The 19,805-nt window shown below is 64.8% G+C and carries 2 protein-coding genes (1 of these 2 running past the window's edge); both read right to left on the reverse strand.

Translation table 11 applies throughout. The annotated features are described in order from the left end of the window. Complete coding sequence (locus tag AC193Q_RS08375) at positions 1-17,823, reverse strand: non-ribosomal peptide synthase/polyketide synthase (protein WP_483879413.1); 17,823 nt, start codon at positions 17,821-17,823, stop codon at positions 1-3. After that, positions 17,820-19,805, reverse strand: the 3' end of a protein-coding gene (locus AC193Q_RS08380; RefSeq protein ID WP_483879414.1) for an amino acid adenylation domain-containing protein. Its footprint extends 11,028 nt past the window's final position; only the last 1,986 of its 13,014 coding nucleotides appear in the window; its start codon lies off the right edge, out of view; it ends in the stop codon at positions 17,820-17,822. The genes AC193Q_RS08375 and AC193Q_RS08380 overlap by 4 nt, the downstream gene beginning before the upstream one ends.

A 19,805-nucleotide genomic window follows, 5' to 3' on the forward strand; every position in this document is an offset into this window, starting at 1 on the left:
TCAGGACAGCGCTTCGCCGACCGCCAGCGCCAGGCCGTCGTGCCACCACGCGGCGAAACTGAAGACGTTGGGCGCCTTGAGAATCGTGAAGTGGTTGCCCGGCCCGTACCACACCGCCAGATCACTGACCTGCCGCTGCCAGCCTTCGAGCATCGCCGCCTGTTCGCGCTGATTGCCCCACTCGTCCAGCGTCGGGTCATCGACCAGCACCAGCCGCACCGGCCCGCTGTAGGCCAGACGCGGTTGATAGACCGTGCGCAAGGCGCTGGCGAACGTGCGGACCGGGCCGTGCATCGCGTCCGGCGCCGCGCGCTCCGACAACACCCCGGCGCGCACCATGCCTTCGTGCAGCAGGCGCAACTGCGTGGTGTCGTCGGCGTTGGCGAAGGTCGCCGGATCGATGCCCAGCGACTTGCCACAGGACAACTGCAAGGTGTCGATCAGCCGTTGCAGCACCGCAGTCGCGGTGTACGGCTTGCCCGCCGTGCCGTCAGCGCCCGGCGCCTCGCTGTCGATCAAGGTCAACGACGCCACCTCGCGCCCGGCCGCCTGCAACTGCGCCGCCATGGCATGCGCGACCCAGCCGCCGAACGAATGGCCGATCAGGTGCAGCGGCCCTTGCGGGTGAATCTGCTCGATGGCCTGCAGGTAGAACGCGGCAGCGGCTTCGACCGCGCTGTGCGGCACACTGACGCCGTCCAGCCCGCGCGGTTGCAAGCCGATGATCGGCCATTCCGGGCCGATAGCCTCGGTCAGGTGAATGAACCCGGTGACACTGTCACCCGCCCCCGGCACGCAGAAAATCGGCGCATGCCCCGGCTGCCCGGTCTGAATCGTCAGCAGCGGTTGATACCGTGTCGGCTGCGGCGTCACCAGGGTTTCCAGCGCCCCGGTAATGGCCTGACCGAGTGCCTGAATGTGCGGATGCTTCATCATGGTCCGGTGATCGCCGGGGATGTCGATGCAGCGCAGCAAGCGAGTGTCGAAGCGCTCTTCCCAGCCGCGCGTCGGGCTCGGCAATGACTGGCCGTCCATCAGCTCCTGAGCACGGAACAAGTGGATCGGCTGGCTCGCCGGGCTGACCCGGTAATGCGCCAGCGCCAGGCGATGCGCGGCTTCGCGATCAAAGTAATGCCAGGCGTCCGCCGCGCTGACCGTCGCCAGTTCCGGGTCGGTCAGTTGTTGCGCCTGACAGCGCTGGAACAGCTCGGGGAAGTCCAGTTGTTCGACTTGTGCTTCCAGCGTTTGCACCGCCGCCAGCGCTGCCTCGCTTTCAGCACCGAGCATCAGCGAACGGCCACGGCAATGGCCGAGCAACTGGCGCTTGTCCAGGCCCTCGCCGCTCCACAGCGTTTTATCCTGAGCGAGTGGATTTGGCGCATAGCTGTCGAGCATGCCGATAAACTCCACCGGTTCATCGAGGCCAAGCAATTGCTGGGCGACCTCATGCGCCAGCACCCCACCGAACGACCAGCCCGCCAGACGATACGGCCCATGTGGCTGCACCGCACGGATGATGCCGACCATGCGCTGCGCCATGCACTCCAGCGTGCGCAATGGCGCTTGCCCCAGCGGCACACCGGGCAGGCCGTAAATCGGGAACTCGCCACCGATGTGCTGGGCCAGCGTCGGGAAATACACGTCGCGGCCGCTGAACTCATGCATCAGGAACAGCGGCGTACCGTGTTCCCCGGCGCGCACCACGACCAGCCCGTCAGGCTGACTGAGTGCCTCGCCCTGATTGAGCAGCGCGGCGGCAGACTCGATGCTCGGGTGCTGGAACAGCTCGGCCAGCGACAGTGGCAGCCCGGCCCGTTGCAGCAGATTGACCAGTTTCACCGCCAGCAACGAATGCCCACCCAGTTCAAAGAAGTTGTCGTGCCGTCCGACCTGTTCGACGCCAAGCACCTCGCCCCAGATCCGCGCCAGCGCGGTTTCGACTTCACCCTGGGGTGCCACGTATGGGCGGTTGATCACCGCATCTGCCCCCGGTTCCGGCAAGGCTTTGCGATCGATCTTGTCGTTCGGTGTCAGCGGCAACGCGTCGAGCAATACGAACGCACCGGGCACCATGTACTCGGGCAAACGCTCCAGCACATGCGCCCGCAAAGCCTCCAGACTGGGTGCTTCTACGCCCGAGTGCACGGTGTACCAGGCCACCAGACGCTCATCACGCACCATCACCACCGCCTCGCGAATTGCCGGATGCTCGATCAACCGCGCCTCGATTTCTCCCGGTTCCAGACGCAAACCCCGCAGCTTGATCTGGAAGTCGTTGCGGCCGAGAAACTCCAGCTCGCCGTGATTGTTGTAGCGCGCCAGATCTCCCGTGCGGTACAGGCGATCCCCCGGCACAAACGGGCTGTCGATGAAACGCTCGGCCTGCATCTCCGGCAGTCGGTGATAACCGCGCGCCACGCCAACGCCGCCGATGTGCAACTCGCCACTGACGCCTTGTGGTACCGGTTGACCGTAGGCATCGAGCACGTACAAACGGGTGTTGCTCAAGGCTGTACCGATCGGCACCACGTTTTCCGGCACCGGCATGTCCGGTTCCAGCGTCCAGCCCGTACTGTCCACGGTGGTTTCGGTCGGGCCATAAACGTTGTGCAGACGCACCCACGGCAGGCGATCACGCACCTGCCGCGCCAGCGCTGCGCTGAGTTCGCCGCCACCGTTGAGCACATCGGTCAGGCTGGTGCATTGCTCGACATCGTCCTGTTCGATGAACTGCTGCAGCAACGCAGGGACGAACTTGACCACCGTCACCTGCTGCTCGCGAATGGTCTGCACCACATAGGCCGAATCGCGGTTGCCATCCGGTCGCGCCAATACCAGACGCATCCCCGAACACAGCGGCCAGAAAATCTCCCACACCGAACTGTCGAAACTGAACGGCGCCTTTTGCAGCAGCGCGCCGTGCTCGGTCGGCGGACTGAGCTGCGAACCCCAATGCACCATGTTGCAGGCGCTGCGGTGCTCGATCATCACGCCCTTCGGCAGCCCGGTAGAACCCGAGGTGTAGATCATGTACGCAAGATTCGAAGCACTGAGGCCCGGTACTGGCGAATCGTGATCCGGCAGGTGCTGCCAGGTACTGCGGTCAAGGTCGATCACCGTGGCGGCCGCTTCATCGAACAACCCGCGAGTAGCGGTCTGCACCAGCACCGCAGTCGGCGCGCTGTCCTTGAGCATGTACGCCAGACGTTCCGCCGGGTAACTCGGGTCCAGCGGTACATAGGCACCACCGGCCTTGAGGATGCCGAGCAAACCAACGATCAGATCCAGCCCACGCTCGACGCAGATCGCCACCCGCGCATCCGGCTGCACACCGAGTTCGCGCAGATGCTGGGCCAAACGGTTAGCACGCTGATTGAGCTCGCGGTAGGTCAGGGTTCCTTGCGCGGACTGCAGCGCGACAGCGTCCGGTTTGCGCCGCACTTGGGCTTCGAACAAGCCATGCAGCGGCTGCTCCAGCGGGCAATCAACGGCGCTGGCATTGAAGTCGACCAGCAAACGCTTCTGCTCCTGCGGCGCCAGCAACGGCACTTGCGCGAGCACGGCCTGATCATCGTTGACCAGCGCCGCCAGCAGCCGCTGGAAGTAGCCGACGAAACGCTGCACCGTCGACTCATCGAACAGCGCCGTGGCATAGCGCAACGAACCGCGAATGCCGTCGTGGGAATCGCCAAGGCTCAGCGACAGGTCGAATTTCACAAAATGGCTGCCGCCGGCCACGCCTTCCAGGGTCAGGTCGCCGAGGGTCAGGCTCGGATCGTCGTTGTTGTCCCAACTGAGCATGGTCTGGAACAACGCGCTGTGCGACAGACTGCGGACCGGTTTGCTGATGTCCACCACTTGCTCGAACGGCAGATCCTGATGCGCCTGAGCCGCCAGGGTTTGCGCCTTGACCCGCGCCAGCAACGCCTCGCCGCTCGGCTCGCCCGAGGTGTCGAGACGCAGCGCCAGGGTGTTGACGAACATGCCGATCAGGCCTTCGATCTCCGCGCGGGTGCGGTTGGCTACCGGCGAGCCGATCACCACGTCGCTTTGCCCGGACAAACGGCTGAGCAGCATCGCCCAGGCACTCATGATCACCATGTACGGCGTCACCGCGCGACGCTGACACAAGGCTTTCAAACTGGTGCTCAACTGTTCATCGAGCAGGATGTCGACGCGGCTGCCGGAATAGTCCTGCTGCGGCGGACGCGGACGGTCAGTGGGCAGGCTCAGCAAGGCCGGCGCACCGGCCAGCGTCTGCTGCCAGTAATCACTCTGGCGCTGCAGCACCTCGCCACTGAGCCAGCGCCGCTGCCACACTGCGTAGTCGGTGTATTGCAGCGCCAGCGGCGGCAGCGGATCGTCTTCGCCACGGCTGAACGCCTGATACAACGTCGCCAGCTCGCGGGTCAGCACGCCCATCGACCAGCCATCGGCGATGATGTGGTGCAGCGTCAGCAACAGCACATGATGATCATCAGCCAGACGCACCAGACGTCCGCGCAACAGCGCATCGTGCTGCAGATTGAACGAGGCGCAGGCCTGCTCCTGGATCAGACCACGCAAAGCGTTGTCAGCCTGCGGGTGCTGGCGCAGGTCTTCTACCGCCAGCAACAGACCGGTTTCGGCCGGCAAAATCAGCACCTGCGGCTGATCGTCGATCTGTCTGAAGCGGCTGCGCAGGGTTTCGTGACGCGCAACGATGCGTGCCAGTGCCCGCTGCAGCGCGTCTTCATCCAGTCGACCGCGCAGGCGCAGACCGACCGGGATGTTGTAGGCGCTGTGGCCGCCGTCCATCTGCGCCAGGAACCACAGGCGTTGCTGGGCGAAGGACAGCGGCAATCGCTGATCACGCGGTGCCGGCAAAATCTCCGGCAAGGTGCTGCGCCCTGCCCGGCTCAGCACCTCGGCGACAGCGGCCAGCTCGGGGTTGGCGAACAGCTCGGCGAGGGTCAGCTCGACGCCCAACTGCTGGCGCACCTGCGACAGCATGCGCATCGCCAGCAACGAATGCCCGCCCAGTTCGAAGAAGTTGTCGTGACGACCGACCTGTTCAACCCGCAGCAAGCCAGCCCAGATCCGTGCCAGATGGTGTTCCAGCGCCGAGATCGGCGCGACATACACCCGGCTGAGCATCGCTGCCTGCGTCGGCGCCGGCAGCGCCTTGCGGTCGACCTTGCCGTTGTTGTTCAACGGCAGGACCTCCAATTGCACCCACGCGCTCGGCACCATGTATTCCGGCAGTCGCGCCAGCAACTGCGCGTGCAGATCCGCGCTGTCCAGGCGGCCGGCGTGCGCGGTGTAGTACGCCACCAGACGGGTGATGTCCTGGCCATCGCGGCGCGCGAGCACCACGGCTTCCTTGATCCCTTGGCAGTTGAGCAGGCGGTTTTCGATTTCCCCAAGCTCGATGCGGAAACCACGGATCTTCACTTGATCGTCATTGCGCCCGATGCAATCGAGCTGCCCCGGGGCCAGCCAGCGTGCGAGGTCGCCGGTGCGATACAGCAACGCGCCCGGCTGCTCGCTGAACGGATCACGCAGAAACTTTTCGGCGGTCAGATCCGGGCGATTCAGGTAACCCAGCGCCACGCCCTGCCCGCCGATGTACAACTCGCCAGTCACGCCCATCGGCACCGGTTGCTGGTGCGCGTCGAGCACGTACACCTGGGTGTTGGAGATCGGCCCGCCAATCGGCACGCTCTCGGCGTTTTCCGCCACTTCACGCACTCCAAACGTCGTCGCGTAAGTGGTGGTTTCGGTCGGGCCGTAGCAATGCACGATACGCAGCGCCGGCGCCTCGGCCAGCAGTCGACGGAACGCCGCCGGATCGCCACGCTCACCACCACACAACAGAATGCGCAGGCCTTTGAGCGCCTGCGGAATCAGTTGCACGTACTGGTTGAACAGCGCAGTGGTGACGAACAGCACCGTCGCCCCGGTTGCGCTCAACGCGCGGCCAAAGGCGTTCGGATCAAGCAAGGTCTGGTGATCAATCACCACCACGCGCCCACCGTTGAGCAATGGGCCCCAGATGTCCATGGTGCTGGCGTCGAACGCCGGGTTGGAGGCGAATACCACGCGGTCCTGCGCATTGAAATCGGCGTAACCGTTGTTCAGCACCAGGCGGCCGATAGCGCGGTGCGGCACCATCACGCCTTTCGGGGTGCCGGTGGAGCCGGAGGTGTACATGATGTACGCCAGCGACTCCGAGGACTGCGCCAGATTCGGGTTATGCGTCGGTTGGCCGCTGAGGGTCAAGCGGTCGAGGTCGATGCGCGGCGCGGCGTAGTCGATGACTTCACGGCTCAGGGTCAGCAACGCCGCCGCGTGACAGTCCTCGACCATGAACGCCTGCCGCTCGCTCGGAGCATTGATATCCAGCGGCACATAGGCCGCCGCGCACTTGGCAATCGCCAGTTGCGCCACCAGCAGTTCCAGCGAACGCGGCAGCAGGATCGCCACGTGATCGCCCGGCTGTACGCCTTGGCTGATCAAATGATGCGCCAGACGGTTGGCCTGGGCGTTCAGCTCGAAGTAGCTCAGCGAATGCTCGCCGTGCACCGCCGCCACCGCCTTGGGATGCGCCGCTGCCTGCTGCTGGAAAATCCCGTGCACGGTCAGGGCCTGCGGGTATTCGCGTGCGGTGGCGTTAAAGTCGTAGAGCAAGCGCTGACGCTCAGACTCGGCGAGTAACGGCGCCCGCTCCAGCACCGCTTGATCATCGGCGACCATCGCCGCCAGCAGGCGCTGCAAGTAGCCGACATAGCGCTCGACGGTCGCGTGATCGAACAACGCCGTGGCGTATTCCAGCGAACCGCGAATCACCCCGTTGACCTCACCCAGGGTCAGGGTCAGGTCGAACTTGGCCACCCGGCCCGGCGCAGCCACAGCTTCAAGACTCAGATCGCCCAGCGCCAGGTGCGGGCCGACGCTGCTGTCCCAACTCAGCGTGGTCTGGAACAGCGGGCTGTGCGCCAGACTGCGCGCCGGCCGGGCGATGTCCACCACTTGCTCGAACGGCAGATCCTGATGCGCCTGCGCCTCCAGCGTGCGCGCCTTGACCCGTGCCAGCAGCGCAGCAACGCTCGGCTCGCCCGAAGTGTCGATACGCAGGGCCAGGGTGTTGACGAACATGCCGATCAGGCCTTCGATCTCGGCCCGGGTGCGGTTGGCCACCGGCGAGCCGATCACCACGTCGGACTGCCCGGACAAACGACTCAACAGTAGCGACCAGGCACTCATCAGGGTCATGAACAGGGTCACGCCGTGCCGTTGACTCAAGGCTTTGAGCCCGGCACTCAGACGCTCGTCGAGCCGTACTTCGACGCTGCTGCCGGCGAAGTCCTGCTGTGCCGGACGCGGACGGTCGGTGGGCAGGGTCAGTAACGCCGGCGCGCCGTCGAGGGTCTGCTGCCAGTAATCGCTTTGCCGCTGCAGCACGTCACCGCTGAGCCAGCGCCGCTGCCACACGGCGTAGTCGCCATATTGCAGCGCCAGTGGTGGCAACGGATTCGGTTGCCCGTAACTGAAGGCTTGGTACAGCGCCATCAGCTCACGGGTCAGCACCCCCATCGACCAGCCATCGGCGACGATGTGATGCACGGTCAGCAACAGCACATGCTGCTCGTCAGCCAGACGCAGCAGGCGTCCGCGAATCAGCGGATCGTGCTGCAGATCGAAGGCCGTCGCGGCTTCCTGCGTGAGCAGTGCCTGCACCGTGGCTTCGGCCTGTGGATCCTGGCGCAGATCTTCCACCTGCAGCAGCAGGCCGCTGTCGACCGGTGCAATCATCACCTGCGCCTGATCGTCGACGCTGACGAAACGGCTGCGCAGGGTGTCGTGCCGCGCAACGATCTGCGTCAGCGCGCGCTGCAAGGCTCCAACATCAAGCCGCCCGTGCAGGCGCAGGCCAAGCGGAATGTTGTACGCCGAATTGCCGCCGTCCATCTGCGCGAGGAACCACAGGCGTTGCTGGGCGAAGGACAGCGTGCCGTCACGCGGCACCGCGACGATCTGCGGTTGGCTACTGACCTGCGCTACGCACAGGCATTCGGCGACCGCCGCCAGTTCAGGGTTGGCGAACAGATCGGCCAGCACCAGTTCCAGCCCCAGTTGCTGACGCACCTGCGCGACCATGCGCATGGCCAGCAGCGAATGGCCGCCGAGTTCGAAGAAGTGATCATGGCGGCCAACCCGCTCGACCTGCAGCACCTCGGCCCAGATCTGCGCCAGCGCGGTTTCCAGCGCGTCTTGCGGTTCGACGTATTCGCGGCTGAACAGTGCGGTCAGCTGCGGCTTCGGCAGCGCCTTGCGGTCGACCTTGCCGTTGGCGGTCAGCGGTAATGCGTCAAGCCTGACGAACGCCGCCGGCACCATGTATTCCGGCAGTTGCGCCAACAGCCGGGCGCGCAGATCGCCAACGCTCAGCGCGTCGCCCTGTTCGGTGAAATACGCCACCAGACGTGGCTGGCCGGGTTCATCCTCTCGGGCCAGCAGCACCGCGTCTTGAACGCCGTCGAGCTGATTGAGGCGGGTTTCGATCTCACCCAACTCGATACGCACGCCACGGATTTTCACCTGATCGTCGTTGCGCCCGAGGTATTCAAGCGTCCCGTCCTCGCGCCAGCGCGCCAGGTCGCCGGTGCGGTACAGACGTGCATTTGGCACGCTGCTGAACGGATCGCGCAGAAAGCGTTCGGCGGTCATCTGCGGACGGTTCAGGTACCCACGGGCCACGCCGGCACCGCCGACATACAACTCGCCCATCACGCCCAGCGGCACCGGGCGTTGCTGCGCGTTGAGCAGATACACCGTGGCATTGCTCACCGGTTTACCGATGTGCAAGACGTCGCCCGCCGCAATCAGGCCGGAGGTCGCCACCACCGTGGCTTCGGTCGGGCCATAGTTATTGATCACCCGGAACGGCTGGTTGCGGTTGAACTGGCGCAGACGATCGCCGCCGATCAACAGGGTTTTCAGGGTCGGATGCGCCGGCTCCTGACTGAAGGCGTATTCGGCTACCGGGGTCGGCAGGAAGCTCACGTCCAGCGGCTGCGCACGCCACCAGGTCAGCAGCGCGTCGATGTCTTCGTTGCCGTCATGGTTTGGCGCCAGATGCACGGTCGCGCCAACGCACAAGGCCGGCCAGACTTCCCAGGCCATGGCGTCGAAACCGAACCCGGCCAGGCTTGAGGTATGACTGCCAGCGTGCAGATCGAAGGCCGCGCAGTGCCAGTCCACCAGGTTGCTCAGGGTCTGATGCTCGACCATCACGCCTTTCGGCAGGCCAGTGGAGCCGGAGGTGTAGATCACGTAAGCCAGGTGCTGCGGGGTCAGGGCCGACAGCGACGGGTTGTCGATGGGCTCGTTTGGCCATTGGCGCAGATCAAGGTCGATCAGCGGCACCGACAATGCCGGCAGGCGTTCATGCAGAGCGCTTTGGCTCAGCACCGCGACGGGCGCACTGTCTTGCAGCAGATAGCTCAGGCGCTCCGCCGGGTGCGCCGGATCCACCGGCACATAACCGGCGCCGGCCTTGAGAATCGCCACCAGCCCGACCAGCGTATCGAGACCGCGCCGGGCGACAATGGCCACGCGGTCGTCAGGCTGTACACCCGATGCAATCAGATGATGCGCCAAGGTGTTGGCCTGGCGGTTCAACTCGGCATAGCTCAGCGAGGCACCGGCAAACACCGCTGCCAGCGCCTGCGGCCGTTCAATGGCTTGCTGCTCGAAACGCTGGGCGATCGTCAGCCCCTGCGGGTAATCGGCGCGGGTCGCGTTGAAGGTGTGCAACACCTGCTCGCGCTCGACGCCCGGCAGGATCGACAGCCGTTCAAAGCCTTGATGCGGCGAGTGCTCCAGCGCCTCCACCAGCGCGTGCAAGGCGCATTGCAAATAAGCGCAAGTGCGCCGCGCGTCGATGCCGGCGCCGGCCAGTGCGGTCAGGCTGAAGCCTTCGCCGAGGTCGTCGACGCTGAGGGTCAGGCGGTAGTTGCTGTGCTCCTCGGCCTCAAGCAATTGCATGCCCTGCCAGGCCGCCCGGGCCTCGGCAGAACCGCCACCTGCCGAGGCACCATGACGGTAATTGAACAACGTGCTGAACAGCGGCGTGCTCGGCGCCATGGCGCTGCAATGCTGAATGCGCGCCAGTTGTGCGTGTTCGTGCTGCAGCAACTGGCTGAGTAATTGATGCGTCGCCAGTGCTGCGCCCTTGACGCTGTGCGCGCGCAGATCAATGCGCAGCGGCAAGGTATTGATGAACACCCCGAGCGCCCGTTCGGCGCCCTCGCCGCCCTGCAAGCGACCGAGCAATACCGTACCGAACACCACGTCATCACGACCGGACAATGGCCCCAGCACCTGCGCCCACGCCAAGTGCATCAGGCTCGCCGCGCTGACACCCAGACGCCGCGCCTGACTGCGCAGGTTGCGGCTCAGCGTGGCGTCGAGGCTCAACCGGGCCTGCGTGGCCAGCCCTTCCTGCGCCGGGTTCTGCCCGTAAGGCAAGGTGGGTTCGTCGACGTTGCCGAGCATCTCGCGGAAGAACGCTTCGTGCTGCTGGTCGCTCATCCCCGACAGGGTGTGCGCCACGTAATTGCGATACGGCACCGGCTCAGCCAGACGCTGCGGCTGACCGATCAGGAACGCCTGCATCTCGTGTTGCAGCACCTCCAGCGCCACGTGGTCCATGACCAGGTGATGGAACAGCAACAACGCCACCACCCGCTGATTGGCTGAATCCCAGGCGTGCACCACGCGCATCAGCGGCGCCTGATTGACGGCCATGCGGTACTGCGCAGCGTCGAAACGCCGGCGCAATTGCTCGAGTACATCGCCGTCCGCGCCATTCAGTTCCAGCGCTTCGCACGCCAGCGGCGCCTCACGCCAGACCACTTGCACCGGGTCTTGCAGCCCGTCCCAGAACAGCGAAGTGCGCAGGATGTCGTGGCGCTGGATTACGTTCTGCAAGGCTTGGGTGAAGCTGTTCAGGCGCTGCTCGTCGGCAAAGGCAAACTGCGCCTGCAACACATACGGATCGCCCTGGGCGGCGGACAAGTGATGAAAGAGGATACCGGTCTGCAACGGCGCCAGCGGATAGATGTCCTGCACATTGGCCACGCCGCCGGGGATGCTGGCGACGATGCGGTCAATGCTCGGCTGGTCGAGCGCCACCAGTGGCAGCAGCTCGGGAGTGATGCGTGTGCAGTCCGTGGTGATGAGGTTGGCCGCGACTTCGGCCTCCGGTTCACCGCCCACGGCAGCGGCCAGTGCGGCGAGGGTCGGCTGGTTGAACAGCACGCGGATGTCGGCCGTCAGACCGGCGCGACGCATGCGCGCGACCAGATTCACCGCCAACAGTGAGTGGCCACCCAGTTCGAAGAAATGGTCATGGCGCCCTACCCGCTCAACCTTGAGCAGTTCAGCCCAAAGCTGCGCGAGGGCGATTTCCACTTCGCCGACCGGGGCTTCGTATTCACCGGCGGTCAGCGCCGCCTGATCCGGGGCCGGCAGCGCCTTGCGGTCAAGTTTGCCGTTGGGGCTCAGCGGCAATGTATCGAGATGCACGAACAGCGCGGGCACCATGTAGTCCGGCAGGTTTTCCAGCAGATGGCTGCGCAGTGTTTCGATTTCCAGCGGTGCCCCGGTGTAGTACGCGACCAGACGTTTCTCGCCCGGCACGTCCTCACGGGCCAATACGGCGCCTTCCTGAATGCCGTCGATCTGGGTCAAACGCGCCTGAATCTCGTCGAGCTCGATGCGCAAACCACGGATCTTCACCTGATCGTCGTTGCGACCGAGGTACTCGATATTGCCGTCCGCCAGATAACGGGCGATGTCGCCGGTGCGGTACATCCGCCCATTAGCCTGGAACGGATCGTCGAGGAAGCGTTCGGCGTTCAGCTGCGGGCGATTCAGATAACCGCGCGCCACCTGCACGCCACCGATGTACAGCTCGCCGACCACGCCGTGCGGCACCGGTTGTTGCTGGGCATCGAGGATGTACATGCGGGTGTTGGCGATCGGTTTGCCGATCGGCGTGTTGTCCGGTGTACTTTCCAGCGGCCCGGCGCAGTTCCACGCGGTCACGTCCACTGCCGCTTCGGTCGGGCCGTAGAGGTTATGCAGTTCGCTGCCCGGCAGTTGCTGTTTGAAACGCCGTACCACGCTGCCCGGCAGGGCTTCGCCGCTGCACATCACCTGACGCAGACTGCTGCAGCGTGCGGTTTCGGCGTGGGCGAGAAACACGTCGAGCATCGACGGTACGAAGTGCAACGTGGTGATGTGTTCGCGTTCGATGATTTCGCTGAGATACAGCGGGTCCTTATGCCCCTCGGGCCGGGCCATGACCAATCGGGCGCCGGTCATCAGCGGCCAGAAGAACTCCCAGACCGAGACGTCGAAGCTGAACGGGGTTTTCTGCAATACCGTGTCGGCGGAACTCAGTTGGTAAGCGTCCTGCATCCACAGCAAGCGGTTGACCACCCCGCTGTGTTCGTTGATCACGCCTTTCGGTTGGCCGGTGGAGCCGGAGGTGTAGATCACGTACGCGGTGTGATTCGGGGTCAGCTCATTGACATGCAGGTTTTCCGTTGGCAGCGACTGCCAGTGCGGCTGATCCAGATCGATCAGCGGCACCGCTACATCGCCGAGCAACGAACGCGTCGAACCCTGTACCAGCACCGCCAGCGGCGCGCTGTCTTCCAGCATGTAGGCCAGACGCTCCAGCGGATACGCCGGATCCAGCGGCACATAACCGCCGCCAGCCTTGAGGATCGCCAGCAGCCCGACCACCATGTCCAGACCACGCTCGACGCAGATCGCCACCCGCGCATCCGGGCCTACGCCCAACTCACGCAGATGCCGCGCCAGTTGATTGGCCCGGGCATTGAGTTCGGCGTAACTCAGTTGCTGCTCCCCCGCGACCACCGCTGGTGCCAGCGGCGAGCGCGCCACTTGCGCCTCGAATAAGCCGTGAATGGTCTGCTCAAGGTTGTAATCGACCACCGTGGCATTGAACTCGACCAGCAAACGCTGCTGTTCTTCTGGCGCCAGCAGCGGCGCCCTTTCCAGCAGCGCCTGATCGTTGCCGACCATCGCCTGCAACAGGCGCTGGAAGTACTCGACGAAGCGCTCGACCGTGCTCTGGTCAAACAACGCCGTGGCGTATTCCAGCGATCCGCGAATGATGCCGTTGGACTCACTGAGGCTCAGCGACAGGTCGAACTTGGCGAAGTGGCTCGGCTCGGCCACGCCTTCCAGCGTCAGTTCGCCGAGGGCCAGCGCCGGGCTTTCGAGGCCATCCCAACTGAGCAAGGTCTGGAACAACGGGCTGTGCGCCAGGCTGCGCACGGGCCGGGTGATTTCCACCACTTGCTCGAACGGCAGATCCTGATGCGCCTGCGCTTGCAGGGTTTGTGCCTTGACCCGCGCCAGCAGCGCTTCGACGCTCAGCTCGCCCGAGGTGTCGATGCGCAGCGCCAGGGTGTTGACGAACATGCCGATCAGGCCTTCGATTTCGGCGCGGGTGCGGTTGGCCACCGGCGAACCGATCACCACTTCAGCCTGCCCGGACAAGCGGCTGAGCAGCATCGCCCAGGCACTCATCAGCGTCATGTACAGGGTCACGCCGTGGCGCTGGCCCAAAGCCTTGAGTCCCGCGCTCAGACGCTCGTCGAGCACCACCGCAACGCTGCTGCCGGCATAGTCCTGCTGCGCCGGGCGCGGCCGATCGGTCGGCAGCATCAACAGCGCCGGGGCGCCGGCCAGGGTCTGTTGCCAGTACTCGCTCTGGCGTTGCAGCACCTCGCCGCTGAGCCAGCGCCGCTGCCACACCGCGTAGTCGGTGTATTGCAGCGCCAGCGGCGGCAACGGATCCGGCTGGCCATGACTGAACGCCTGATACAGCGCCATCAGCTCCCGGGTCAAAACCCCCATCGACCAACCGTCAGAGATGATGTGGTGCAGGGTCAGCAACAGTACATGGTGATCGTCGGCCAGGCGTACCAGTCGCCCGCGAATCAACGGATCGTCCTGCAAGTCGAACGGCCCGGAGGCTTCGCCCTGAATCAGTGCCTGCAGGGTTTCCTCGGGTTGCGGGTGCTGGCGCAGGTCTTCGATTCGCAGCAGCAGACCAGTGTCCACCGGGGCGATCAGCACCTGCGCTTCGTCGTTGAATTGCGCGAAGCGGCTGCGCAGGGTTTCGTGGCGGGCGACGATCCGCGCCAGTGCGCGTTGCAGCGCCGCGTCGTCGAGACGGCCACGCAGACGCATCGCCACGGGAATGTTGTAGGCGGTGTTGGCGCCTTCCATTTGCGCGAGGAACCACAGGCGTTGCTGGGCGAACGACAGCGGCAACGCGCCGTCACGCGGTACCGGCACGATCTGTGGTTGCGCACAGCGTCCGGCCTCGCTCAGCACTGAGGCGACCGCCGCCAGTTCGGCGTTGGCAAACAGATCGCTCAGCGCCAGTTCGACACCCAGGCGCTGGCGCACTTGCGAGACCATGCGCATCGCCAGCAACGAATGCCCGCCGAGTTCGAAAAAGTGATCCTGACGCCCGACCCGCTCGACTTGCAGCACGTCCGCCCAGATCTGCGCCAGCGCGGTTTCCACCTCGCCTTCGGGCGCCGCGTATTCACGGGTGAACAACGCCGCCAGATCAGGCGCCGGCAAGGCCTTGCGGTCGACCTTGCCGTTGGCGGTCAGCGGCAGCGCGGCGAGTTTGACGAACGCGGTCGGCACCATGTACTCCGGCAAACGGCTGAGCAATTGCGCGCGCAACTCGCCCACCGGCAGCGCTTCGACCTGCGCCTGTTCGGTGAAGTAGGCCACCAGTCGCGGCTGGCCGGGTTGATCTTCGCGGGCCAGCAGCACCGCCTCCTGAATCCCCGGCATCAGGTTGAGGCAGGTTTCGATCTCGCCCAGTTCGATGCGTACGCCGCGAATTTTCACCTGATCGTCGTTGCGCCCCAGGTACTCGAGGTTGCCGTCCTCGCGCCAGCGCGCAAGGTCACCGGTGCGGTACATCCGCGCATTGGGTGCGCTGCTGAACGGGTCACGCAGAAAGCGCTCGGCAGTCATTTGCGGGCGATTCAGGTAGCCGCGGGCGACCCCGGCACCGCCAACGTACAACTCGCCAGCCACACCAAGCGGCACCGGGCGCTGTTGTTGGTCAAGCAGGTACACCGTGGCATTGCTCAGCGGTTTGCCGATGTGCAGCGCATCGCCGCTTTGCACCAGACCCGAAGTGGCGACCACCGTGGCCTCGGTCGGGCCGTAGTTGTTGATCACGTCGAAATGCTGGTGGCGATTGAACTGACGCAAGCGGTCGCCGCCGATCAGCAGCGTGCGCAGGGTCGGGTGTTCGAGCTGCTGGCTGAAGGCGTATTCGGCCACCGGGGTTGGCAGAAAGCTCACGTCCAACGGCTGCGCGCACCACCAGGCGAGCAAGGCGTCGATGTCTTCGCCACCCTCGTGAGTCGGCGCCAGATGCAGGGTCGCGCCCGCGCACAGCGCCGGCCAGACTTCCCAGGCCATCGCATCGAAGCCGAACCCGGCGAGGCTTGAGGTGTGACGCCCGGCACACAGGTCGAACGCCGCGCAGTGCCAGTCAACCAGATTGCTCAAGGTGTGATGCTCGACCATCACCCCCTTGGGCAGGCCAGTGGAGCCGGAGGTATAGATCACATAGGCCAGGTGCACGGTGCTCAGACCGGGAACCTGCGGGTTTTGCGTGACCGTCAGCGGCCAAGTGCAGCGGTCGAGTTCAAGCACCGGCACGTTCAGCGCCGGCAGTCGCTCGCGCAGATGGCTTTGGGTCAGTACGGCGACGGGCGCGCTGTCGTCGAGCAAATAGTTCAAACGCTCCGCTGGATGCGCCGGGTCAATCGGCACGTAACCGGCGCCGGCCTTGAGGATCGCCACCAGTCCGGCCAGGGTGTCCAGCCCACGGCGGGCGACGATCGCCACGCGATCATCCGGTTTCACGCCCAGGTCGATCAGATGCTGCGCCAAGGCGTTGGCTTGCTGATTGAGTTCGGCGTAGGTCAGTTGCGCGTCGGCAAACACTGCTGCCAACGCGTCCGGCCGCTCGGCCACCTGCGCCTCGAAACGTTGCTGGAGGGTCTGTGGCGCAGGGAAATCCACTTGAGTGGAATTGAAGCCGCGCAACACCTGTTCAAGCTCTGCCGCCGGCAGGACCGGCAATTGATTGACCGGTGTCTGCGGCGCCTGTTCCAGGGCGAGCAGCAGGTTCTGCAGTGCGCAGAGCAGGTAGTCGCAGATGCGCTGCGGATCGGTCTCGGTGCTGGCCAGCAGCGTCAGGCTGAAGGCGTCACCGAGGTCATCGACGCTCATCGTCAGCGGATAGTTGCTGCGCTCTTCGGAGTGCAACGTGGAGATACCGTCCCACGCCGCGAGGGTTCCGGCGCTGGTGGTGGCGACGTTGTGGCTGTGGCGATAATTGAGCAGTGTGCTGAACAACGGCGTCGGCGCCACCACGTGACTGCAGCGCTGAGCCAGGGCCAGCGGTGCGTGTTCGTGACGCATCAGCCTGGTCAGCCGTGCGTGGGTGGCGTTGACGGCCGCGCGCACATCCTGCCCGTCGACATTCACCCGCAACGGCAAGGTGTTGATGAAAATCCCCAGCGCCCGGTCAATCGCTTCGGCGCCCTGCATGCGGCCCATCAGCACCGTACCGAACACCACCTGCTGTTTGCCGGTCAGCGCGGCCAGCACCTGCGCCCAGCCGAGGTGGAACAGGCTGGCCACACTGACGCCGAGCGTCCGCGCCTGCGCCCGCAAGCGCTGGCCCAAGAGCGTCGGCACCGGCACGCTGAGTTCGACGATTTCGCTGCCGTCACCCTGCACATCCTGCAGGCCGTAAGGCAGCGTCGGTTCGTCGATGTCGCTGAGCATGTCGCGGAAAAATGCCTCGTGCTCGGCCTCGCTGACGCCCAGACGCGCCTGCGCCACGTAGTTGCGAAACGGCACCGGGCGCCCGAGCCGTTCACGCTGCCCGGTGAGGCAGGCGCGCATTTCGTGGCGCACCACGTCGAGGGCGGAGTGGTCGAGGGCCATGTGATGGAACAGCAGCGTGGCGATCACCCGTTGCCCGGCTTCATCCCAGGCGTGGGCCAGACGCATCAGTGGCGCCTGGGTCACGTCGAGGCGGAAGTGCCGGGCGTCGAAACGCTCATGCAGATACGCCAGCACGTCGCCATTTGCATCAGGCAACGTCACCTCTTCCACTGGCAGTTCGGCGCGGCGCCAGACCACCTGCACCGGCGCGTCCAGTCCGGCCCAATGCACAGCGGTGCGCAGAATGTCATGGCGATCGATCACCGCTTGCAGCGCTTGAGCGAACGCTTGAAAACGCTCGCGGCTGGCAAAGGCGAAATGCGACTGCATGACATACGGATCACCGTCACCGCCACTGACGTGGTGATACAGGATGCCTTCCTGCAGCGGCGCCAGCGGGTAGATGTCCTGCACGTTGGCTGCGCCGCCGGGGACTTGTGCGACGAGGTGGTCGATGGTCGCCTGGTCAAGCTCTACCAGCGTCAGCATCGCCGGGGTGATGCGCGTGGTGCCGGCAACGATGCCGTTGACCGGCACCTCGACCTGCCCGTGCTTGCTGGCCGAGTACTGCCCGGCCTTGATCAGCTCGATCAGCGCCGGTTTGTGCTCGCGCAACAGCGCCAGCAACGCCGGGTCGTTCAAGGCCTGCTTGTTGCCATTGACCCGCAATTGGTCGTCCGCGACCGCCAGCTGAATATCCTTGGCCTTCAATGTGGCCAACAGTTCGATCACGTTCACAGGACGATCTCCATTCGTTCGGTAATTGCGGCGTAGCCGGCCAGGGTCGGATGTTCGAACAGCGACCTGACATCGGCTTCCATGCCTTCCTGACGCAGCCGGCCGATCAGACTGACCGCCAGCAGCGAGTGCCCACCCAGTTCAAAGAAATGATCGTGGCGCCCCACCCGCTCGACGTTGAGCAACTCGGCCCAGAGCCGTGCGAGGGTGATTTCCACTTCGCCGACCGGCGCTTCGTATTCGCGCACCGGCAATGCGGCCAGATCCGGCGCCGGCAGCGCCTTGCGGTCGAGTTTGCCGTTGGGGCTCAGCGGCAATGTATCGAGATGCACGAACAGCGCGGGCACCATGTAGTCCGGCAGGTGCTCCAGAAGATGACTGCGCAGCACGTCGTTTTCCAGGCGTGCCCCGGTGTAGTACGCCACCAGACGCTTGTCGCCGGATGCATCTTCGCGGGCCAGTACGGCGGCTTCCTGAATGCCGTCGATCTGGGTCAGGCGTGCCTGAATCTCACCGAGTTCGATGCGCAAACCACGGATCTTCACCTGATCGTCGTTGCGACCGAGGTATTCAATGTTGCCGTCCGCCAGATAGCGCGCGATGTCGCCGGTGCGGTACATCCGCCCATTGGCCTGGAACGGATCGTTGAGGAAGCGCTCGGCGTTCAGTTCCGGGCGATTCAGATAACCGCGCGCCACCTGCACGCCACCGATGTACAGCTCGCCGACCACGCCGTGCGGCACCGGTTGTTGCTGGGCATCGAGGATGTACATGCGGGTGTTGGCGATCGGTTTGCCGATCGGCGTGTTGTCCGGGGTTTGCTCCAGCGGCCCGGCGCAACTCCACGCGGTCACGTCGACAGCTGCTTCGGTCGGGCCGTAAAGGTTATGCAGTTCGCTCCCCGGCAGTTGCTGTTTGAAGCGCCGCACCACGCTGCCCGGCAACGCTTCGCCGCTGCACATCACCTGACGCAGACTGCTGCAACGTGCGGTGTCAGCGTGAGCGAGAAACACGTCGAGCATCGACGGCACGAAGTGCAGCGTGGTGATGTGTTCGCGTTCGATCACTTCACTGAGGTACTGCGGATCCTTGTGCCCCTCGGGCCGGGCCATGACCAATCGAGCGCCAGTCATCAACGGCCAGAAGAATTCCCAGACCGAGACGTCGAAGCTGAACGGGGTTTTCTGCAACACCGTGTCGCTGGCGGTCAGTTGATAGGCGTCCTGCATCCACAGCAAGCGGTTGACCACCCCGCGATGCTCGTTGATCACGCCTTTCGGTTGGCCGGTCGAGCCGGAGGTGTAGATCACGTACGCGGTGTGATTCGGGGTCAGCTCATTGACATGCAGGTTTTCCGTTGGCAGCGATTTCCAGTGCGGCTGATCCAGATCGATCAGCGGCACCGCTACATCGCCAAGCAACGACCGCGTCGAACCCTGTACCAGCACCGCCAGCGGCGCGCTGTCTTCCAGCATGTAGGCCAGACGCTCCAGCGGATACGCCGGATCCAGCGGCACATACCCGCCGCCGGCCTTGAGAATCGCCAACAGCCCGACCACCATGTCCAGACCGCGTTCGACGCAGATCGCCACCCGCGCATCCGGCCCTACGCCCAATCCGCGCAGATGCCGCGCCAGTTGATTGGCCCGGGCGTTGAGTTCGGCGTAGCTCAGTTGCTGCTCACCTGCAACCACGGCGGGGGCCTGTGGCGAACGCACCACTTGCGCTTCGAACAGCTCATGAATCGTCTGCTGCAAATCGTAATCGACCGTTGTGGCATTCAAGCCGAACAGCAACTGTTGGCGCTCGGCATCCGCCAGCACCGGCAGGCGGTTCAAGGTCTGCTGCGGTGTCTGTTCAAGTGCCTCGAGCAGTCCCGCCAGCGCCTGCTGCATAAAGCCACACACCCGTGCCGCGCCTATGCGCGAAGGGGTCATGGCGGTGAGGATAAAACCTTCGCCCAGGTCATCGACATTGAGACT

The organism is Pseudomonas sp. F2 (assembly GCF_057174385.1).